At 57.5% G+C, this 20,606-nt stretch carries 17 protein-coding genes; 4 read left to right on the top strand and 13 right to left on the bottom strand.

Going from position 1 to position 20,606, the window contains the following annotated elements; all coding sequences use genetic code 11:
* Nucleotides 1-817: 817 nt before the first annotated feature.
* Nucleotides 818-1,489, bottom strand: a complete 672-nt coding sequence (locus WFK59_RS14315; RefSeq protein ID WP_233988316.1) for a hypothetical protein — start codon at nt 1,487-1,489, stop codon at nt 818-820.
* Between the two features lie 121 nt (nt 1,490-1,610).
* Nucleotides 1,611-2,540, bottom strand: a complete 930-nt coding sequence (locus WFK59_RS14310) for a LysR family transcriptional regulator (protein WP_336756080.1) — start codon at nt 2,538-2,540, stop codon at nt 1,611-1,613.
* A gap of 97 nt (nt 2,541-2,637) precedes the next feature.
* On the opposite strand from WFK59_RS14310, the gene WFK59_RS14305 reads away from it, so the two are divergent.
* Complete coding sequence (locus WFK59_RS14305; RefSeq protein WP_336756079.1) at nt 2,638-3,696, top strand: SDR family oxidoreductase; 1,059 nt, start codon at nt 2,638-2,640, stop codon at nt 3,694-3,696.
* 66 nt (nt 3,697-3,762) lie between these two features.
* Here the strand turns inward: WFK59_RS14305 and rluF are convergent, their stop codons facing one another.
* The 4 genes from rluF to WFK59_RS14285 form a co-directional block, all read right to left on the bottom strand.
* Nucleotides 3,763-4,635 (bottom strand): 23S rRNA pseudouridine(2604) synthase RluF, encoded by an 873-nt coding sequence (gene rluF / locus WFK59_RS14300; protein ID WP_233988318.1) that lies wholly within the window; start codon nt 4,633-4,635, stop codon nt 3,763-3,765.
* Between the two features lie 111 nt (nt 4,636-4,746).
* On the bottom strand, nt 4,747-5,232 hold the full coding sequence (locus WFK59_RS14295) for a GNAT family N-acetyltransferase (RefSeq protein WP_336756344.1): 486 nt from the start codon (nt 5,230-5,232) through the stop codon (nt 4,747-4,749).
* Nucleotides 5,233-5,309: 77 nt separating this feature from the next.
* The gene (locus WFK59_RS14290; protein WP_336756078.1) at nt 5,310-7,292 is read right to left on the bottom strand and encodes an autotransporter outer membrane beta-barrel domain-containing protein; all 1,983 of its coding nucleotides are present in this window, start codon (nt 7,290-7,292) and stop codon (nt 5,310-5,312) included.
* A gap of 205 nt (nt 7,293-7,497) precedes the next feature.
* Nucleotides 7,498-8,388, bottom strand: coding sequence for a MurR/RpiR family transcriptional regulator (locus tag WFK59_RS14285; protein ID WP_233988320.1), 891 nt, complete (start codon nt 8,386-8,388; stop codon nt 7,498-7,500).
* Between the two features lie 468 nt (nt 8,389-8,856).
* On the opposite strand from WFK59_RS14285, the gene WFK59_RS14280 reads away from it, so the two are divergent.
* Both WFK59_RS14280 and WFK59_RS14275 read left to right on the top strand, forming a co-directional pair.
* Entirely contained in the window at nt 8,857-10,986 is a 2,130-nt protein-coding gene (locus WFK59_RS14280; RefSeq protein WP_336756077.1) for a TonB-dependent siderophore receptor, read from the top strand.
* On the top strand, nt 10,973-12,178 hold the full coding sequence (locus WFK59_RS14275) for an ABC transporter substrate-binding protein (RefSeq protein ID WP_336756076.1): 1,206 nt from the start codon (nt 10,973-10,975) through the stop codon (nt 12,176-12,178). Before WFK59_RS14280 ends, WFK59_RS14275 begins: the two co-directional genes overlap by 14 nt.
* Here the strand turns inward: WFK59_RS14275 and WFK59_RS14270 are convergent.
* From WFK59_RS14270 to WFK59_RS14250, 5 genes are all read right to left on the bottom strand, one after another.
* A complete protein-coding gene (locus WFK59_RS14270) occupies nt 12,116-13,105 on the bottom strand; it encodes an XdhC family protein (RefSeq protein WP_336756075.1) in 990 nt (329 codons plus the stop codon). The two genes, WFK59_RS14275 and WFK59_RS14270, sit on opposite strands and share 63 nt — an antisense overlap.
* Nucleotides 13,102-13,668: a nucleotidyltransferase family protein gene (locus tag WFK59_RS14265; RefSeq protein WP_233988324.1), complete on the bottom strand. Its 567-nt coding sequence runs from the start codon at nt 13,666-13,668 to the stop codon at nt 13,102-13,104. The genes WFK59_RS14270 and WFK59_RS14265 overlap by 4 nt, the downstream gene beginning before the upstream one ends.
* Before the next feature lie 103 nt (nt 13,669-13,771).
* A complete protein-coding gene (locus tag WFK59_RS14260; RefSeq protein WP_336756074.1) occupies nt 13,772-16,096 on the bottom strand; it encodes a xanthine dehydrogenase family protein molybdopterin-binding subunit in 2,325 nt (774 codons plus the stop codon).
* Entirely contained in the window at nt 16,093-17,085 is a 993-nt protein-coding gene (locus tag WFK59_RS14255) for an FAD binding domain-containing protein (protein WP_336756073.1), read from the bottom strand. Before WFK59_RS14255 ends, WFK59_RS14260 begins: the two co-directional genes overlap by 4 nt.
* Nucleotides 17,082-17,570 carry a (2Fe-2S)-binding protein gene (locus WFK59_RS14250; RefSeq protein WP_233988328.1) on the bottom strand — a complete coding sequence of 163 codons (489 nt, stop codon included), beginning with the start codon at nt 17,568-17,570 and terminating at the stop codon, nt 17,082-17,084. The genes WFK59_RS14255 and WFK59_RS14250 overlap by 4 nt, the downstream gene beginning before the upstream one ends.
* Before the next feature lie 413 nt (nt 17,571-17,983).
* Between WFK59_RS14250 and WFK59_RS14245 the strand changes: the two genes are divergently transcribed.
* Complete coding sequence (locus WFK59_RS14245; RefSeq protein WP_336756072.1) at nt 17,984-18,892, top strand: LysR family transcriptional regulator; 909 nt, start codon at nt 17,984-17,986, stop codon at nt 18,890-18,892.
* A gap of 12 nt (nt 18,893-18,904) precedes the next feature.
* Here the strand turns inward: WFK59_RS14245 and WFK59_RS14240 are convergent, their stop codons facing one another.
* Together WFK59_RS14240 and sitC are read right to left on the bottom strand one after the other, a co-directional pair.
* Complete coding sequence (locus WFK59_RS14240) at nt 18,905-19,744, bottom strand: metal ABC transporter permease (RefSeq protein ID WP_336756071.1); 840 nt, start codon at nt 19,742-19,744, stop codon at nt 18,905-18,907.
* The gene (gene sitC / locus WFK59_RS14235) at nt 19,744-20,604 is read right to left on the bottom strand and encodes an iron/manganese ABC transporter permease subunit SitC (RefSeq protein ID WP_336756070.1); all 861 of its coding nucleotides are present in this window, start codon (nt 20,602-20,604) and stop codon (nt 19,744-19,746) included. The genes WFK59_RS14240 and sitC overlap by 1 nt, the downstream gene beginning before the upstream one ends.
* Between the last annotated feature and the right edge of the window lie 2 nt (nt 20,605-20,606).

Raw genomic sequence — 20,606 nt, 5'->3', positions numbered from 1 at the left:
AAACGATCTGAAATCTGGTTATCAAATTCAACATAATCCGGAACTGGTTAACTATAAAAAGCCGAAGGGTTAGCGTTATTAAAACATGTATAGTCATATGACAACAATTAAATGACCACTTAGTCTCGCAGTTCACACCTTAATTTCAGGCATGACAAAAATGCCTCAAAGCCCGATACCTTCATCCAAAAACAACCCGGAAAAGATAATTCCAGAATGAATATGCATGTTATTTAAAATGAGCTGCTCTTATTTTATTCCAGATCTCAGTTAGAGATGGTTATATATCCTCAAAAATGCCATTGCCAAATGACAACAATTTTAATTAGCTAAACGTTGACTTTATTGATCCCTCATATGTTTCTTTGTTATCTAACACGCCTTCATTTTTTTCAAAACGGCTTTACCAATCAGTAACGCGATATTATTAACCACTCCCAGCGTGCTCCCGGATGGATGTTAACTGCTTCAGGCAGTTAAGAGTGTCTGATGCCAAAAGGACACTCGATTGCCATCCTGACAGGCTATCTGCATAACCCTGAACGCTCTGCATAAAGCGTTGTTCGTCAACAGGTAAACCATAAGGCCAGCGTGCAACTCTGCGCCGGCAACCAGCAAGCCCCAGGAATGGCGCAGCGGATAGCGTTTATCCGTGAAGGCTTAGTTCCATCACGCTAAACGCCTGAGGAGGTCAGGACCAGATGTGAGGCTGTGAGACTGTGAGACTGTGAGACTGTGAGGCTGTGAGGCTGCGAGAAAGCGAGAAAGCGAGAAAGCGAGAAAATAAGGCTGCGAGAAAACGACAACGCGATAAAGGTCAGTTTTTACTCAGATAGCGCCGGTCATCTCGCGCCTGGAGCCGCGCGGCGGCCGGTGTCGGAAAGATATAGCTGAAGAGATCGCGATAAAAGTTCAGATGCTTTACCAGTCCGTCGTGAATGGTTTTGCTGATATCTTTGGTCAGGAAGTCGTGAGTGGTCGCGAAGCTGGCGGGGGTGAAAAAGGTTTTATCAAAGACGTTAACCATGCCTTCCCACTTCATCACTCGCTCTTCCTGCGAGGCGTCGCCAGAAGCAACGAAAATCGCCTTGTGCGATTTTACCCCGTGATTACTGACATAGGTTACTGATGAATCGTAGCCGCGCTTACTGCGCCAGCGGCAAAATTCGTAGGGCACATCATAACGCGGCAGAACGAAGTCCGGGCAGCGGAAGTGGTCATCACAGACTAAGCCCTCCAGCGTAACCTCAACATGGAGAAAATCCTGCATAAAGTCGAACTGTCGGGTTTTGCTGCAGCTGACGTTGATGTTGAAATGACCAGACTGCACATACCAGTAGTTGGTAAATCCGGTCACCAGAATACAAAATACCTGCCAGTCACTGAGTCTGCGATCGCCCGCCAGGCCTCTGAAGCGGCTGATCATCATCCGCGATTTCGGATGCTGATACGCTTTCAGTAGCGGATCGTTCATACCTTTCAGTAACATCAGGCCTACTCCTTAATATTTTGCGTTTATCCTGCCACGCCGCCCTGACCCTGAAAAGCGCACTTCTTCTGATTGTGCAGTGCTTAACAAAGATGGACGAGCGGCTGGCACCTCACCGCCCTCAGGCTGGCTCACCGGCGCCGTTCGCCGGCGGTGTGGCTTTGGACAGGGAAACCAGCATCTGCTCAAACAGCGTCACCAGTTGCCGTACCTTGTCAGGAATGAAGCGAGCATCGGGAAAAATCGCGTAGAGATAACGATCCGGCAACCGGTAATCCGGCAAAATTCTGACCAGCCGACCGGCTGCCAGCGCATCAGCGCCCATAAGCGTCTGTATCGCGCCAATCCCCAGGCCTGCTTCAATCGCCGCTGTCAGCGAGTGACTATTATTGGAACGAAACACCGACTCCACCGCGAGCGACACCGCTTCCTCTGCTGATACCAGCCGTAACGGCGCATCGGGCTGAAGGCCGCTGAAGCGGATATGCGGATACCGCTGTAAATCAGTGGGCGTTCGTGGCTCGCCGTGACGGGCGATCCAGTCAGCCGAAGCCACCAGCACCGTTTCGACGGTGGTCAGCGTGCGAGCGGCCAGGCTGGCAGGCGGCGCTTCGCTGAGACGAATAGCAACATCAACTCCTTCTGCCACCACATCGGCCAGGCGATCGTCCAGCGCCACCTCCAGCCGCAGAGCCGGATGCTGCTGCTGGAACCGTAACAGATGCGGCATAAAGTGCTGGCCCAGACCGCTCGGCAACTGGATGTGCAGTTTTCCCTGTAGCGACGGCGATTCAGGCCTTATTTGCTGCTCCAGCTCTTCCATTGCGTACAACAGTTGTCTGACCTGACTCAGGTAACGCTGGCCCGCTTCAGTCAGCGCCATCGCGCGCGTGGTTCGGTGCAATAGCACCACGCCCAGTTCCGCTTCCAGCGCGGCGACTTGCTGACTCATCGCCGACTGCTTCATCCCGTGCTGACGTGCAGCGGCTGAAAACGATCCCGCCTCGGCGACACGGATGAAAGTCTGCATCGCATTCAGTTTGTTTTGCATTTATTGATTTTCTTAATAGGTGTCATCGGATTAAGGGGGATTTATTCAGAAAGAATAGCAGGTGACACTGCGATCTCATTCAGTGAGGAGCGTAACGATGAATAACAGGCAGAAAAAAAGGGTTGCACTGGTGGCGGGCGCCACCGGCATTGTCGGTCAGCAACTTATTCGGGCGCTAATGGCGCAGCACTGGCAGGTCACAGGACTGACTCGCCAGCCACGTCCAGATAACCATTCAGGCAATCTGTTATCGGTCGATCTTCTCGATCGCTCACAGAGTCAGCAGGTACTCTCATCACTGACTGAGGTCACACACATTTTCTACAGCGCATGGCTCGATGCGCCCGACTGGGCCGCGATGGTGAAACCTAACGTAACGATGCTGCAAAACCTGGTGAGTGGCGTGGAGCAGGTTGCCCCACTGCAGCACGTCAGTCTGATGCAGGGTTACAAAGTTTACGGCGCCCATCTTGGCCCGTTTAAGACGCCCGCCCGGGAGAGTGATGCCGGTGTTCCGGGCGCCGAATTTAATGCCAGCCAGCAGCGCTGGCTAAGCGCACAACAGCAGGGTAAAGCCTGGCACTGGAGCGCACTGCGTCCCGGCGTAGTGGGAAGCGACAGGCCAGGCAACAGCATGAACCTGGCACTCAGCCTGGCAATCTATGCGTCGATTTGCCATGCCGAAGCGTTGCCGCTGCGTTTTCCTGGCTCGCTGGAAACCTGGCACAGCCTGGTGGATTTTACGGATGCGGAATTACTGGCCGATGCGACGCTCTGGGCGGCAGAGGCCGCTGAGGCGCATAATCAGGCGTTTAATATTAACAACGGCGATCTGTGGCGCTGGAGCGAGCTGTGGCCGGTGATCGCGGACTGGTTCGGGCTCGACATTGCGCCGCCGGTTTCATTATCCCTGCAGCAGCTGTTTCACGATTACCGGCAAACCTGGCGTGAACTCGCCGCCGCCAGGGCGCTGGTGCAGCCCGATATTCTGGCGCTCAGTGACGGCCGCTTTGCTGATTTCGTCTTCGGCTGGCGTTACGATATGTTTGGCGACGGCAGTAAGATCCGTCAGGCGGGATTTCATCATTTCCGGGCAACCGACACGATGCTTTGCGATCTGTTTGCCCGTTTTCGCGCCGCCCGAATCATTCCCTGAGCAGCCCGGCCAGCACTCTGTAGAGAGAGCGATGCCAGCCAGCCGCACTCTCCGATCATCACGGCGTTAGCGCCCTTTTTTCTTCCGTCCCGGCTGTACAAAGCGCTTGCGTGAGGCGCTATCAGGCTCCGCTTTCCCGGCCGGTCTGGCGGGACTTTTCTGCGGTTTCTTAGCCGCAGCGGATTTTGCTGGCGCTTTCTTCGCGGGCTTATCTTCTGAAGAGGAGTTCTCCAGCAGTTTAAACAGTTCGATCAGTTCATCATCCGTCAGATCGCGCCACTCGCCCAGCGGCAGGCCTTTCAGATTGACGTTCATGATGCGGGTGCGCTCCAGCTTCGTGACTTCAAAGCCAAAGTGCTTACACATCCGGCGAATCTGGCGATTCAGCCCCTGCACCAGCGTGATGCGAAACACGAAAGGCGCTTCTTTTTTGACTTTGCACTTTTTGGTCACGGTGCCCAGCATCGGCACGCCCGCACTCATTCCGGCAATGAACTCGTCGGTAATCGGCTTATCGACGGTGACGACATACTCTTTTTCGTGATTATTGCCGGCACGCAGAATTTTATTGACCAGATCACCGTGGTTAGTCAGGAAAATCAGCCCCTGCGAATCTTTATCCAGACGGCCAATCGGGAATACCCGCTTACTGTGGTTGACGAAATCGCTGATGTTATCGCGTTCACCCTCTTCCATGGTGGTGATAATGCCAACCGGCTTGTTCAGGGCAATCAGCACCAGATCGTCTTCGTCACGCGGTTCGATAAGCTGACCATTTACTTTCACCACATCGCCTGCAAATACCTGTGCGCCGACAGCGGCGCGCTTGCCGTTGATGAAAACGTTGCCCTGCTCGATGTAACGATCGGCGTCGCGACGAGAACAGATTCCGCTCTCACTGATGTATTTATTGAGACGAGTCGATGAATGAGTCAGCATGGTTCCTCCAAAAAACGCGGACTATACCTTACCGGCGTGGGCTTGCGAAGTGTTTGCGCATGAAACTTTGCGGCGGGTAAAGCGGCGCTGTCGAAAGCGCCATCCGGCTAATCAGTCAGAGGACGGCAACAGCTCGATTGCCATCTCCATACAGCGTAATCCGCCACCGGCCAGCTTCGAAGGGTAAAGGCTTTCACCCAGCAACGTGAAGCCATGCTGCTGATAAAAGCTGGCGGCATTAGGCGTAGACAAAAGCGTCAGACGCCGGTAGCCACGGCGCAGCGCGTCCGCTTTGATGGTAGCAATGATCTCGCCAGCCAGCCCCTTGCCGGTATAGCCGGGCAGCGTGAATATCGCCTCAACGCTGCCGGCAGCCAGGTCGAGCGAACCGGTTGCTATCGGTCGTCCGTCAGGACCATCGATGACGAAAAAGGGATTCTCGCGGATCATCGCCGGGAAACTGGCAGGCATTCGGTCCGGTGTCCAGGCTGCAATCACCTCGGGCGTATAGGCTGTCTGACAGCCATGGCGGATCGCCTGATTGCGGATAGTCCACAATAGCGTCGCCTCTTCAGGTAATGCCCGTCTGACATTCATCATCCCCTCCTGCCTGAACTTTTCGGATCGTACCGCTACGTTATCACACCGCTTCCCTGCCGTGCGATTAACGCCGATCAGAAGCGGGCATTGAGCCCGATGTTCCAGGTCACCTGATGATATTGACTGTTGCCCGCCACCGCAGAAACGCCCGCAAACGCATTCACTGCGCTACCCAGCGGTACGCTGGCACCGACCGCCATATCCAGCCAGTTGTCATCGCCTGAGTCGCTGGTGCGGGTAAACGCCGTGCGGGTTGATTTCAGCCCGGCGGTTACCGCTGAATCACTGTCGCCAAACTGATGGTTGTAGCTGACCTGCGCCCACGGATTTATCAACAGCTGCCTGCTGTCGATGCGCCAGCCTACAGAACCCACCTGCGAATGCAGCGTCTGATCGCCAAAGCGCATGGCGCTACTGCGGTTACCCTGCTCCCGATAGCCGTCTACCTGACTGTAATCCAGCGCGTAGCTGGCAACCGGACCGGTGGACACATACTGCCCCAGCGGCAGATCCCAGCCGGTTTCAATCCGCATTCCCAGCAGTTTCCCTTCGGTGCTGCCCTGCTCGGTACGGGTGGCCGGTCCCAGTCTGACCTGACGTTCAATATCGTCGAAATCGAGATCGGCATAGTGCAGATCGGCATTAATCCAGCCCTGATCAAACAGCCGCAACTGACTCCACAGCGCCACCAGATTGCCGCGTAGACGGTAATCGAAACGTGATGACGGGTCCTGACGCTGGGTGGTCGCCGAAAACATCGCCCCGGCCTGCCAGCTGTCGGTCAGCTGATAACCGATACCGATCGCGCCATTGGCACTGGTGGCATCACCCTCTGCATCACTGTCGCCGCGAAAATCTCGTGACTGACCCGCATAGCCGCCGAACACCGTGAACTGTCCGGCGTCAGCAGGCTGCTGCCGTTGCTGCTGTAAATGCCCATCCAGCGTATTTCTCGCGTCCCGCACCAGCATCAGGGGGGACTGATTCAGCGCCGCGACCTGCAACGGGGCATCCAGGATCGACTCGATATAGTCAGCGATCAGCGCATGTACCGCCGGGCTGGGATGCAGACGATCCGCGAACAGATACTGTTGCGCCTGCGAGAAGCCTGGCGTTGACGAGGTGCAATCCATCGCCGAGACGCCCGGCGGACAGGCCATGCCGGCGCTGTTGCTGATGCCGTACAGGCCCGGATTATCGATCACCTCGCTGAACAGTCCGTTAATATCGACCCGCGCGATATTGCCGCCGCTGGCCACCAGCCCCTGCTCCTCCAGCTGGTTATAGCGGTCGGTCAGCGTCGCCGCGGTGTCGCTCAACAACTGCCAGGCGGCAAACAGCTGCTGTGCGATCGCTTCACGCACCAGCGGAATGGCTGGGATCTGATCGGCCGCCGCTTGCAGCGCCGTTTCGATAGCCTGCTCGCGCGCTGCCCGGTCAGGCGTGGTAACAGTGCTCAGCGACTGAAACAGCGCCGCCATCGCCGGTTCTGCGACCGGGCCCAGCGGTTGCAGAATCGCCTGTAACAGCGCCGGGGTCGCCCCGACGTCAGGCACCGTCGGGACAATCACCGTACCGGCCCCGGCCGCCAGCAACCGACTGACCTGGTCGGACGCCGCACGGGCACTGTTATCAATCAACTGCACCGCATTCAGCGGATTTGCCGCGGCGGCGGCCAGGTCGTTGCCGCCGATCCAGTGAATATAGAGGCCATTGCCATCGGCACGGCCGCCATTAGCGGTGAGGTAGCGATCGACCTGATCCTGCGTGTTGAACTGCGGATTCAGCAGCGGCACGGCCACCGCACCGCCAGCGGCATAGTTGCTGCCGCCCTGGGATGAGGGCTGCAGGGTCTCATTCAGATGTTGCGCTACTCTCTCGTCATACAAAGGATGGGAAGCCGCATCGTAGGTGAAGCGGCCGACGTTACCGCCGTCGCTCAGGCTATCGCCAAAAACGGTGAGCTGGCTCCAGGCCGCTACCGGCAACGGAGAGAGCATACCGAGACTGGTCATTGCCGCACCGGCGAGCAGGTGTCGCGCGTGAAAGGATTTCATCGTCAGCTCCGCACAAGGTCACAAGGATTAAAGAAAGGAAAAACAGGGCTCAACACCCCGAAGCAAAGTAAGCGTAGTCGGCAGCGGAGAAGGGTTGCAGAAAAGGCGCGATCGGGATCTCAAAGCGGGAAAATTTGATTTAAGTATCGTCGGTGACCGGCAAAAACCGTGCTTGCCGGTGCTGTAGTAAACCTGAAGGCTGGCGCTACTTTTTACCGGCCGGTTTCAGGCCGCGATAGAGATCCTGTAACCGCTTCATGGTTTTGACGGTGCGCTGCGGTAGCGTAGAGGCCACCGACAGGATCAGCATCTCCAGACAGACCATAATGGTGCCATGTAGCGGAATGCGGCCCTTTTCACCGCCGCGTGGCACGTCGATCACCACCTCCGCCTCGCGGGCAAAAAATGAGTCGGTCGCATGGGTCAGCAGAATAATCGGGATGCCGAGCCGTTTCGCCTCGCGGACCACCGTCGTCCCTTCCCGGTGGGCTGATTGCTGCGCCATCATCACCAGCACATCACCGCGCTGCAGCGCCAGCATCTGCTCCGCCAGCGCAATGCCGGCACGATTGAGGGAAAATGCCGGAAGTCCGATACGATTCAACAGGCGAACGCTGTAATCCGCCAGAATGCCGGAGGCGTTGATACCAAAAATCGCCACCTGACGCGCTTCACTCAGCAGCGCTACCGCATCGGCAACCGCGACACGGTTTTGCGGTTGTGACATGACCTCACAGGCGCGCCGGTGTCCCTCCAGCACAAAATCGATCGCGCTGTTTACATCGCTGGTCACTTCACTGACGGTGGTGATCATCTTATCTTCGGAGGTCAGCGACGGCCCAAACCCTGCCTGCAGCGTCTGCTTCAGATCGCGCAGCCCACTGAAGCCCAGCGCCTGAACCGCGCGGATCACCGTTGCATCGGAGGTCTGATTAGCCAGCGCAATCTCCATCGCGGTACTCTCCAGCACCGTTTCCCGCTGTTGGTCGATATAGCGAGCCACCGCCAGCAAGCGAGGCGACAGCTGTTTTTCCCGCGAGCGCAGACGTTCGCCGAAGACATCTACCCGATTTTTACCTGTTCTGACCTGTTTCATTAAGGGACCTGCGCTGGCTATGACGTGCCTGTCGCAACCGACGGCACGGAAAGTGCGCTGATTCTAACCTCAGGCCTGTAGTGAGCAAAAATAATTAACGCTGATTCACCTGTTTATTCTGGGGGATTAATCGTTAAACAGACCAGCACTTTTATTTTTAACGCTTATTATTCAATGATTAAATTTGATCGCAGCGCTCTGATAACCTGAAAAATCACGCCGCAAACAATGTAGTGAATATTTATTTAATTATGTTTACTACTACAATCACCAATGGTTGAATGATTCTCAATTACAGATGAGAAGAATTGTCGTCAACGTGGTCTGTTGCCCTTCTGAGCCGCATCGCTGCGGCAGTCTGCTCACTGTTTACTCTCTGCACTTTGCAGAATACCGCCAGGACGGTCGGCGATAGCTGCGGCTGCGTTGAACCTTAAGCCTCTCTCGCTTCAGACACGAAAAGTAGAAATGAATAACCGTTCAGATAAAAGTAAAAATCCGACACGCCTGTCGGCGCTGACGATGGCCACGTGTAGCGCGCTGTTAATGATGCAGGCACAGGCAGCCAGCGATGCAGACTCGCCGGATATCACCGTGACCGGCGACGGCAACCCGGAAACGGGTTACAGCCATAACCAGAGCAGCATTGGCAGCAAAATGCCTACTGCGCGCCTGGACGAAGCGCAATCGATCAGCACCGTCACTCAGCAGCAGCTGGAGGATTATCAGGTCAGTTCGCTGTCGGAGGCGATGCGCTTTGTCAGTGGCGTGTCTGAAGCCAACACGCTGGCCGGCACCGAAGATGGTTTTGTCCGGCGCGGGTTCGGTAGCAACGGGGATGGTTCGATCTATCGTGATGGCATCCGCAGCAGTCAGGGGCTGAATGTTGACGCCACCACCGAGCGGGTTGAGGTGCTGAAAGGCTCAGCCTCGCTGCTGTACGGCATTCAGAATCCGGGTGGCGTGATTAACGTGGTCAGTAAGAAACCGCAGTATCAGTGGCATAGCAAAATCAGTGGCCGTTACGCCAGCGAAGGCGGCGGCGCGGGGACGCTGGATGTGACCGGCCCGTTGGGAAACGGCTTCGCCTTTCGACTGATCGCTGAAAAACAGCACCAGGATTACTGGCGCAATTTTGGCAGCGAGCAACATACTCTGCTGGCCCCGTCTTTGCAGTGGTATGGCGAACAGGCGAGTTTTCTGATCGGTTATGCTGATTACCGCTATGACATCCCTTACGATCGCGGCACCGCGTTTATCAACAACAAGCCGATCGCCATTGGCTACAAGGATCGGCTTGACGACACCGCTAACCACGCCTGGGGCCACAACAAAACCCTGAACGCCAACTACGAATGGCAGTTCAACGAGGCGTGGCGCACCCGCTTTACGCTGGGCTGGAACCAGCGTCGCTATGACAATAACGAAGTGCGGGTGACGGCGGTTAATACCACCACCGGCGCGGTGACCCGTCGCGCTGATGCCAATCGTGGCTTCAACCATAAGACTCACTACCTGAGCTGGGATCTGCTGGGAAACCCGGAGATCGCCGGGATGTCGCACGCGCTGGTGCTGGGTACCGATTATGAGATGAACCAGACTTATCGCGCTCATCAGTATCAGGGTAAGGCGACCAGTCGTTTTAACTTCTTCCAGCCCGAATATAATCAGCTGTCACCGCTGACCGACAGCAGCACCGAAAACAGCGCTAACGCCAACAACCTGAACCGCATTCATAGTCGTTCGATCTACGCGAAAGATAGCGTGACGTTGTCACCTGACTGGATTGTGGTGGTCGGCGGCCGCTACCAGCATTATGAGCAGCGCGCCTCAAAAGGCTTCGATCCGCAGGTTGAAACGCTCAACGACGAGGGCAATAAGTTTCTGCCGCAGGCCGGGATCATCTACAAACTCACGCCCGCTTTATCGTTTTATACCAGCGTTAGTCAATCCTTTACCCCGTCGACTAACGTGGAGGACGATGGCAGCGTTGGCAAACCTGAGCAGGGAACCAGTTGGGAGATTGGCAGCAAATGGCAGCTCACCCCCAATCTGTTTGCCTCGCTCGCCCTCTATCGTATCGATGAAAAATCGATGTCGCTCAGCATTAACGGCACGACGCGCGCGATTGATAAAGCACGCTCCAGCGGGGCTGAATTTGAACTGAATGGCGAAATTGCGCCAGGCTGGGATCTGAGTGCTAATTACAGCTACGACCAGGCGGAAATCGTTGAGGATCGGGTGAATCCGGATAACAACGGTAACCGGCTGCAAAATGCGCCGCGTCATGCTGGTGCGCTCTATCTGAGCCATGAACTGCAACTCAGCGGCCTGCCCGGCAGTGTCCGGCTCGGCGGCGGCGCGCGCTATGTTGGCAGCCGTGCCGGCGATCCGGAGAACAGTTTTACCCTGCCGGATTATGTCGTAGCCGATAGCTTTATCGCCTGGAATCATCGACTGTTCGGTGAGAAAACGCAGTTGCGGCTTAATCTCAACAACCTGTTCGATAAACACTATTACAGCTCAAGCGGCGGCAACCTGCGCGTCCGCGAAGGCGAAACCCGTAACCTGATGGTACAAGCCAGTGTTGAATTTTAAGCCATTTCGCGGTCTGCTGCGCCAGAGCCTGCTGCTGCTGAGCCTGCTCTGCGTCACGCTGCCTGCCGGCGCGCGTACCCTGATCGATATCACCGGGCAGCGCATCAGCGTGCCGGATCGTCCTCAGCGGATTGTGCTGGGTGAGAGCCGGATGCTGTATAGCATTGCGCTGCTGTCGTCCGGTAATCCGCTGCAGCATATTGTCGGCTGGCCGCAGGATCTGAAGAAATACGATCCGCAGACCTGGCAGATTTTTGCCCGCCGGTTTCCGCAGATGCTGGAGATTCCGGCGCTCGGCCTGGATGGCGTCAATGACATCAATCCCGAGCAGGTTATCGCGCTGAAGCCCGATCTGGTGATCTTGCCGCAGCTGGCACGCAACAGTGATAGCGGCCTGCAACTGGAAGCGATGCTCAACGCGGCGCATATTCCGGTACTCAGGGTTGATCTGCGGGTTAACCTGCTGAAAAACAGTGAGCGCAGCATGACGCTACTCGGCGAGGTATTCAGCCAGCCGCAGCGGGCGGCCGATTTTAATCGCTTTTACCGTTTCCACATGCAGCGCATTGCCAGCCGGCTGGCCAGCTATCATGGCCCGAGGCCCTCCGTACTGCTGCAGCTGCATCTGGGACGACGCAGTGAATGTTGCGTCACCTCAGTCAATGGCAGTCTCGGTGAGTTGCTGAGCTTTGCTGGCGGCGACAACATTGCCCGCCAGCAGGTTAAAGGGGTATTCGGACGATTAAGTGAAGAGCAGGTGATCGCTGCCCAGCCAGACTATTACTTCGCCACCGGCACGGCTGGGCCGGATGAGGTGACTGCGCTGAAGCTGGGGCCGGCCGTCTCCGCAGCGCAGACCCGCGACAGCCTGCTCACCCTGACCCAACAGCAAAACGGGCTGAAACAGCTGCGGGCGCTGCGTAACGGCCACAGCGGCGCGCTGTGGCACAACTTCTACCTCAGCCCGTGGCATGTGGTGGCCACCGAATTTTTTGCGACCACGCTCTATCCTGAGCTGTTCCACGATGTCGATCCGCAGCAGACGCTGAGGCAACTGTTCCATGACTTTTTGCCGATTCCACTGTCGGGCAGCTACCTCTACCGGCTCTCTCCGGCCGGGCCTGCACCTTCAGGCAGCGGGTCGCGACCGCCCGAGGTTCTTCACCCGGACAATGTCGGCCATCACCGATAGCGCAATCTCCGCCGGGGTTTTACTGCCAATCGGCAGGCCAATCGGGGCATGGATGCGGTCCAGTTCGCCGCGATCCATGCCGGCGATCTGCTGGAGCCGCGCCCGCCGCTTCTCGCTGTTTTTCACCGATCCCATAATGCCGATATAGAAAGCTGGCGTGGCGATCGCTTCCATCATCGTCAGGTCGTCAATACGCGGATCGTGGGTCAGCGCCACAATCGCCACGGCCGCGTGCGCCCCGTTCAGTTCCAGCCAGCGCGCCGGATGCTGCCGCACCAGCGTAACGTTATCCGCTGCGCCGTAGTGGCTCTCCAGTTCGGCAAGCATCTCGGGACGATGTTCACACACCCGCACATGAAACCCCAGCATCTGCCCCAGCCGGATGCATTCAAACGCCACGCTGGAGTAACCCGCCACCAGCAACTCCGGGATCGCGCCGACCGGCAGCACCAGTTGCTGTTCACTGACGCTCAGCGCCGGCAAACTCCGATCCGCCGCCACCTTTTCCCAGTGCGCACGTTCACCGGGGCGGATCAGCTTCACCATCGGCTGCTGACCGCTGAGCGCCCGCTGCATCGCGGTTAACAGCGCCAGGCTGGCCGCATCGGGCGGCAGAAACTCAATCACAATCTCCAGACTGCCGCCGCACGGCAGGCTGACCGTCGGGCGCATACCGCCTTCCCCATATCGCACCTGCTGGCTGCTGGCCCGATAGGCACCGCTGGCCAGCTGGGCTAAAAAATCTTCTTCTATACAACCGCCTGACAGCGAACCGCAGTAAGCGCCCGCTTCGTTCACCGTCATCAGCGTGCCCGGCGCGCGCGGCGACGAGCCGTAAGTACGCAGCACGGTACAGAGCCAGACAGCCTGCCCCGCCTGGCTGCTACTTAACGCCGCATTAATCACGCGTTGGTCCAGCGTAATCATGAAAATTCCTTTATCCGCTGCAAATCGCCCGGCAGATCAATGTCATAAAGACAGCCGCGATCGCTGAGAGGCAGGCGAATCGCATCACGCTTTACGATGGCCTGCGCACCCGTATCACCCTGTAAAGCGGTTAATGACCGGTAATAGTGACGCCGAAAACCGACCGGATGGCCCGGCGTACCGTTGATCCAGGGTCTGACCACCGGCGCATCGGCCAGCGCGGCAGCAACCGCCCGATAGCTCCCGGCAGAGATAAACGGCATATCTCCCAGCGCAATCAGCCAGCCGTCATAATCCCGGCTGGCCTCAACGCCAGCGGCGATAGATTCGCCCAGCCCGTTGCTGTCGCAAAGTACGCGGGAAGCGGGCGGGATCAGCGCCTGGATAGCCGTCTGGTCCGGACGGGTTACCACGAACAGATCCAGGCCACTGGCGGCCGCCTGTTGTAGCTGGTGCTGCAACACCGGTTTGCCATTGATTAAAGCCAGCAATTTATGTTCGCCGGTCTGCTGACGGAAACGGCGGCTGAAGCCCGCCGCCATCACCACAAGCGCTATCTTCAAAGCATCCTCTCCTGCTGGTCGCGAAAACGGGCGCAGGATAGATTCTGCGCCCGACGCCTGTTGCCTGCCCGGTTCATCGCAGCAGGTAAGCTGTTCGCCCCGATCAGATGATTTTATCGAGGGTGATCGGCAGGTCGCGTACCCGCTTGCCGGTGGCATGGAACACCGCATTACTGATCGCCGCTGCCACGCCAACGATGCCCAGCTCACCCACCGCTTTACCGCCCATGGTAGTCGCCTCAAAATCCGGCTCACCGACGTTGATGGTAGTAATGCTGGGGATGTCACCGTTAACCGGCACCAGGTAATCGGCCAGATTATTATTAATCACCCGACCGTTACGCGGATCGATAATTCCCTCTTCCATCAGCGCCTGACCGACCCCCATGATCATTCCGCCGATCCACTGGCTGCGCGCCAGTTTTGGGTTGTAGAGCCGACCGCTGTCGAGCGCCGCCACCATCCGTTTCACCCGAATGGTGCCGAAATCTTCATCGACCCGCACTTCAACAAACTGCGCGCTCCAGCTGTGGGCGGAATAAGCCTCCGGCCGGCTCATATCATTCAGATTACGCACGATTTTATCGCGTTCGCTTTGCGGCATGTCGTCAGGGAAAGTCCCACCTTTTACCATCAGGTTCTCGGCAGAGACCAGCGTCGCCAGCTCGGCGAAAGAGAGAGCGGAACCGCCGTGCTGCTGAATGGCGGCATCCTTCAGGCTCAGCTGCGAAACCGGTACGCCGTTAAGTGGCGACGCGGGCAGCTCGCTGGCCAGCGCCAGCAGACGTTCACGCATTTTCTTCGCGGTATCGTTTACCGCCGCCGTCAGGTTACCCGCCAGCTGTGATCCCCCGGCAACGCCTGCGCGCGGCAGCGTGGTGTCGCCAAGCTGAACGTCGATCGTTTCCGATGAGACGCCAAGATGATCTGCCGCCGTTTGCGCCAGGATAGTGTATGTACCGGTGCCGATATCTGCGCCAGCACACTGCACCACGAAGTGGCCCTGTGGCGTCAGCATAATTTTCGCCTCCGCCGGCAGACGATTGACCGGATAGGTGCCGGACGCCATGCCCCAGCCAATCAGCTCGCGCCCTTCGCGCATGGAGCGCGGCGTCATGATGCGTTTATCCCAGCCGAACGCTTCTGCTCCCTTCTGATACGCCTCTTTCAGACGGCGCGAACTCCACGGCAGGTCGAGCTGGTAATCCTTATCCGCCCAGTTACGCAGGCGCAGCTCCAATGGATCGATACCCAGTTCATAGGCCATCTCATCCATCGCCACTTCAAGGCCAAATGCGCTGGGATTCTCGCCCGGCGCGCGCATCCAGCCCGGCGTAACGGTGTTAATCGGTCTGACCTGATGCCGGGCCGAGACGTTGCTGACCGCGTACATTCTGGCGGTCACTTTGCTGCAGTTCTCAGCAAAGACATCAATCAGAGAGGTTTCGCTGAAGCTGCGCTGGATAATCGCTTCGATTTTGCCGTCACGCGATGCCCCCAGCTCCAGCTGCTGTGAGGTTGCCGGACGGCCACCCAGACCGGTAAAAGTCTGCGGCCGGGTCAGTGAAACTTTCACCGGACGATTCAGGGCGCGCGACGCCACGCTGGCTAACGCGACGTGGGTATAAGGCACCGGCTTGGAACCGAAACCGCCGCCGACATAAGGCGAGATAATCCGGACGTGTTCGGGCTCAATACCCAGCCATTCAGCGATCTCCACCTGCGCGCCCGTTACCCACTGGCTCGGCTCCCAGACCGTGATCTGACCGTCGTGCCAGTGCGCGATGCAGGCGTGTGGCTCCATCGGCATGTTGTATTCCCGCGGCGTGGTATAGCGCTGATTAATGCGCACCGCCGCGCTGTGCATCGCGGTCTGCGCGTCGCCTAAATCGATATCCTGGGCCGACATCGGTTTTGGCTCGACGCCGTCATCGGTGGCGAAAACCCGCGCTGGCGTGGTCTCGTATTCAATCTCAACCAGCGAGGCAGCATAAGTGGCCTGCTCGAAGGTCTCAGCAACCACCAGTCCGATGTTCTGGCCGTTATGAATAATCACATCGTCCTGAATCGGGGTGTAGGTAGACTGCGCCGCGCCGCCATCCGCAATCGCGGTCGGTTTGTTGATCTTTAACGGATTGAGATGGGTATAGACCGCCAGCACGCCTTCGGCCTGCTGCGCTTTGTCGGCGGAAAGACGGGAAATACGGCCGCTGGCCACAGTAGACTGCAGCACCACGCCATACAGCGGATTCTCCGGCTGATGTTCGATGGCATAACGCGCTTCACCCGTCACCTTAACCCGGCCGTCACCCCGCGTTCGCGCCGCGCCCAGCCCGCTGATTGGGTTGCTGGCGGGATGTTCTGCGGTCGCCGGGTCGCTGGTGGCACTGAGTAAATCCCGGCGCGCTTTGTCATTTACCTCGCTCATGCGATCTCTCCTGCTGCCATCAGCGCGCGCGCAATCACGCGCGGCGCCAGTTTCACTTTGTATTGGTTATGGGCCAGCGCCTGCGTTTCCTGATTAATCAGTTCCGCGGCCTGAAAGACGGTTTCTTCGTTGAAGGGCTGTCCTTCCAGGGCCTGCTCAACCCGCGTCGCTCGCCAGGGTTTGGTGGCTACGCCGCCCAGCGCGATATGGACCTGACGCATCACCCCATTTTCCAGCGTGAATCCGGCGGCCGCGCTGGCGGCAGCGAACTCATAGGAACTGCGATCGCGAACCTTGAGATAGTGAGAGCGTTTCAGGGAAGCGGTTTGTGGCACTTCGATCGCAACGATGATCTCGTCATCACCCAGGTCATGTTCCCGATCCGGCGTGTCGCCCGGCAGCAGGAAGAAATCATCAATCGCCACACGGCGACTCTCGCCCTGCTGATTCAGCAGCACCACCACCGCATCAAACGCCACCAGCGCGACCGCCAGATCGCCCGGATAGACGGCGATACAGCTCTCGCTGGCTCCCAGAATCGCATGGTTACTGTTAACGCCATCACGTGCGGCACAGCCAGAACCTGGATTGCGTTTGTTACAGGCGGAAAACGTGGCCGGATCGCGGTAGTAGGCGCAGCGGGTACGCTGACGTAAATTCCCGCCCAGCGTCGCCATATTGCGGATTTGAGGCGAAGCTGCCTGCCATAAGCTGCCATAGATGGCGGGCGCATTTTGCTGGCAGGCAGGATGATCGGCCAGCTGGCTCATGGTGGTGAGCGCCCCGGCGCTGATTTTGTCTTCGTCAAAACGCAGGCTGCGAAGTTCGTTTAATCCGTTAATGCCAATCAGCTGCGGCGGATTAAATACGCCACACTTCATCAGATCGAGTTGGGTGGTGCCGCCCGCCAGTAGCTGACTACCGGACTGCTGCTTCAACCCTGCCGCTTCGGTAGCCGAATGGGCAACTTTCCAGCTGAACTCATTCATGCGGACTCCTTCGCCATCTCAGCAGCGGCCTGTTTGATCGCGTCGACGATGTGGGGATAAGCGCCGCAGCGACAGAGGTTGCCGCTCATATATTCACGAATTTCGTCGTCCGATCCGGCGTGACCCTCTTTGATACAGGCCACGGCGGACATGATCTGGCCCGGCGTGCAGTAACCACACTGGAACGCATCGTTTTCGACAAAGCAGCGCTGCACCGGATGCAGTTCACCGCTGGCCGATTCCAGCCCTTCGATACTGGTCACCTCGGCACCGTCAGCCTGAACCGCCAGCGTCAGACAACTCAGGACCCGCTGACCGTTAATCAGTACCGTACAGGCACCGCACTGTCCCTGATCGCAGCCCTTTTTGGTGCCGGTGAGATTCAAATGCTCACGTAACGCATCCAGTAACGTTACGCGGGGATCGATCTGCATCGTCTGTGGCTGCCCATTGACCTGCAGTGTTAGCGATATTTTTTCTGACATTGTCTGCTTCCCATTGTTGGGGGCTAAAAAGTGGTTTTTTTATTAGTCTGTTTCGGACGGGATATAAATCGGGGAGAATCCTGATAACCCTAATCTTTGCACGCGTATGCACGTCTTTAGGTTTAGCAGCTTTTTAGCGGTCCGGCGGTGGAGCCGGTGAAAAGGCGTATCAGGCCGGGCCAGTCAAATCGCGACTTTTGTCTGATATCTGAACGAAAATAAACGTAATCTATTGAATTACTTCAGCTAATCTTAAATGACACTTATTAATCATTTTCACAAACTTAATGCGCAGATTTCATCAATCATCCACTTCCAAGTGAAATATTCTGTTGCGGGCTCAACGAGGTCGGACACCTCTCAGGAGATCGACCGCCAGACGCTGCGGCGACAGGTTAACGGGACAGAAAAGTATGCTTAGAGAGAATTTTAACGATTTGATGTATCTGGTGGTGGTGGCGGAAGAGCGCAGCTTTACCCGCGCGGCAGCCAAACTCGGCGTGTCGCAGTCAGCGCTCAGCCACGCCATTCGTGGACTGGAGGAGCGTCTCAGCACCCGGTTACTGACCCGAACCACCCGCAGCGTGGCCCCGACAGAGGCCGGTGAGCGGCTGATTGACACTATCGCGCCCCTGTTCAGCGAGATTGAATCTGAGCTGGTCAGCATCACTGACACCCAGGGAAAAACCGCTGGCAATATTCGCATTACGGCGGGCGAACATGCGCTGACCTCAACGCTGTGGCCGCTGGTGAAGCCCTTTCTGCAGCGTTATCCCGAGGTCAACATCGAATTTTCGGTGGATAACTCCCTGACCGATATTGTCAGCGGCCGCTTTGATGCGGGCGTGCGGCTGGGTGAACAGGTTGAAAAAGATATGGTGGCGGTGCGCATCGGCCCGGACTGGAATATGTGCGTGGTGGCCTCGCCCGATTATTTTGAGCAGCACGGCGTACCGGCAACCCCTTACGATTTGCAAAACCATAATTGCATTAATCTGCGCTTACCAACGCTGGGTGGACTCTATCACTGGGAGTTTATGCGCGATAACAAGGAGGTCAGAGTCAGGGTGGAAGGTCAGCTGATTTTTAATCATCTCGCTTCACGCATCGAGGCGGCGCTCAGCGGCATGGGCATCTGCTACGTGCCGCAGGACAGTGTGGCTGCGCATATTGCGTCCGGCCGACTGGTGCAGGTGCTGGCCGACTGGTGCGACCCTTTTCCTGGCTACTACCTCTACTATCCCAGCCGTAAACAGCATACCCGCGCGTTCGCCCGTCTGATTGAGGCGGTACGCTATAGCGGCGCGTCAACGCCGCTATAGCCGCGCGGTGGCTCACGAGGCCGCAATCCGCTGGCGTTCCAGCCGCCGGGCTTTCTGCCCGGAGACGATCATCGCGACAGTAAACACCAGCGCGAACAGCACCACGATGGTCGGCGCCGGTGCGCTGTCGATAAAGAAAGAGAGATAAACGCCACTCAGCGACACCAGCACGGAAACCGCCACCGCCACCAGCAACGCATGGGAAAAACGTTGGGTCAGCAACAGCGCAATGGCACCCGGCGCGATCAGTAACGAGATCGACAGGATAATGCCCACCGCTTTCAGCGTCGCGACAATGGTCAGCGAGACCATGCAGAGCAGACCATAATGCATCAGCCGCGCGGGCAAACCACACACCTGCGCCTGTTGCGGATCGAAGCTGAACAGCATCAGATCGCGCCACTTCACCGCAATGACCGCGACAATCAGTGCCGCGATCAGCAGCGTCTGGATCAGATCGGCACCGGTGATGCCCAGCATGTCGCCAAACAGAATATGGTCGAGATGGACTTCAGGCTTCACGGCGATATAGAGAATCAGCCCGACCGCAAACATGCCGGAGAAGACGATGCCCAGCACCGTGTCCTGCTTGATGCGGCTGTTATCCTGTAAAAACCCACTGGCAACTGCACAAAACAGCCCGGCGGCAAAGGCCCCAATCGCCAGCGGAATGCCCAGCATCCACGCCAGCACTATGCCGGGAAAGACCGCGTGGCTCATCGCATCACCCATCAGCGCCCAGCCTTTCAGTACCAGAAATACCGACAACAAGGCGCAGGGGATCGCCACCACCAGCGCAATCAATAGCGCATTCTGCATAAACGCGAACTGGAAAGGTTCAAAAATCCACATTAACCTGGCTCCTTCTCAGCATCACAGCGGGCACGACGACGGTTCGCCAGCAGGCCATGTTTTGGCGCGAAGACAAACGCCAGCAGGAATAACAGCGTCTGCGCTACGACGATAATGCCGCCGGTCGCGCCATCGAGATAGTAACTCGCCCAGGCACCGAGGAAGCTGGTGACGCTGCCTATGGTTACCGCAATCATCAGCAGGCGCGGAAAGCGATCGGTGAGCAACCAGGCTGTCGCGCCTGGCGTCACCACCAGACAGATCACCAGAAAGGCCCCTACCGTTTGTAACGCCGCCACGGTTGACACCGCCAGCAGCGTAAAAAACAGAATCTTTAACCGTTCAGGTCGCAGACCGATGGCCCGCGCGTGATTCTCGTCGAAAAAGGTCACCATCAGGTCTTTCCACTTAAACAGCAGAATGATGATCGAAACTCCGCCAATCAGCGCCAGTTGCAGAATATCGGCAGGGGCAATCGCCAGGATGTTGCCGAGCACAATCGTCTGGATGTTCACCGCGGTCGGATTGAGCGACACCATAAACAGCCCGAGGCCAAAAAAAGAGGAGAAGATCAGACCGATGATCGCATCTTCTTTTAACCGGGTCCGCTGATTGAGCAACAGCATACTGCCCGCCGCCAGCCCGCCCGACAGAAAAGCGCCCAGCGCAAACGGCAGGCCCAGCATGTAAGCGCCCGCAACGCCGGGCACAATGGAGTGCGACAGCGCATCTCCCATCAGCGACCAGCCCTTGAGCATCAGGTAGCAGGAGAGAAACGCGCACAGTCCGCCGACCATGGCAGAAACCCACATCGCGTTGAGCATGTAATGGTATCCGAACGGCTCCAGCAGCAGATTCATGG

It is taken from the genome of Pantoea sp. USHLN298 (assembly GCF_037149395.1).
Lineage (GTDB): Bacteria > Pseudomonadota > Gammaproteobacteria > Enterobacterales > Enterobacteriaceae > Pantoea > Pantoea astica.
Note: the sequence above shows the minus strand (reverse complement) of the source record. Positions and strands in the feature narration are given on the sequence as shown.

Bases quoted from the DNA above. Each gene is read 5' to 3' on its own strand.
- WFK59_RS14270 (WP_336756075.1), bottom strand. From the start codon at position 13,105: ATGATTACGCTGGACCAACGCGTGATTAATGCGGCGTTAAGTAGCAGC.
- WFK59_RS14310 (WP_336756080.1), bottom strand. From the start codon at position 2,540: ATGCAAAACAAACTGAATGCGATGCAGACTTTCATCCGTGTCGCCGAG.
- WFK59_RS14280 (WP_336756077.1), top strand. From the start codon at position 8,857: ATGAATAACCGTTCAGATAAAAGTAAAAATCCGACACGCCTGTCGGCG.
- WFK59_RS14240 (WP_336756071.1), bottom strand. From the start codon at position 19,744: ATGTGGATTTTTGAACCTTTCCAGTTCGCGTTTATGCAGAATGCGCTA.
- WFK59_RS14290 (WP_336756078.1), bottom strand. From the start codon at position 7,292: ATGAAATCCTTTCACGCGCGACACCTGCTCGCCGGTGCGGCAATGACC.
- WFK59_RS14260 (WP_336756074.1), bottom strand. From the start codon at position 16,096: ATGAGCGAGGTAAATGACAAAGCGCGCCGGGATTTACTCAGTGCCACC.
- WFK59_RS14305 (WP_336756079.1), top strand. From the start codon at position 2,638: ATGAATAACAGGCAGAAAAAAAGGGTTGCACTGGTGGCGGGCGCCACC.
- WFK59_RS14295 (WP_336756344.1), bottom strand. From the start codon at position 5,232: ATGAATGTCAGACGGGCATTACCTGAAGAGGCGACGCTATTGTGGACT.
- WFK59_RS14250 (WP_233988328.1), bottom strand. From the start codon at position 17,570: ATGTCAGAAAAAATATCGCTAACACTGCAGGTCAATGGGCAGCCACAG.
- rluF (WP_233988318.1), bottom strand. From the start codon at position 4,635: ATGCTGACTCATTCATCGACTCGTCTCAATAAATACATCAGTGAGAGC.
- WFK59_RS14255 (WP_336756073.1), bottom strand. From the start codon at position 17,085: ATGAATGAGTTCAGCTGGAAAGTTGCCCATTCGGCTACCGAAGCGGCA.
- sitC (WP_336756070.1), bottom strand. From the start codon at position 20,604: ATGAATCTGCTGCTGGAGCCGTTCGGATACCATTACATGCTCAACGCG.
- WFK59_RS14245 (WP_336756072.1), top strand. From the start codon at position 17,984: ATGCTTAGAGAGAATTTTAACGATTTGATGTATCTGGTGGTGGTGGCG.
- WFK59_RS14285 (WP_233988320.1), bottom strand. From the start codon at position 8,388: ATGAAACAGGTCAGAACAGGTAAAAATCGGGTAGATGTCTTCGGCGAA.
- WFK59_RS14315 (WP_233988316.1), bottom strand. From the start codon at position 1,489: ATGTTACTGAAAGGTATGAACGATCCGCTACTGAAAGCGTATCAGCAT.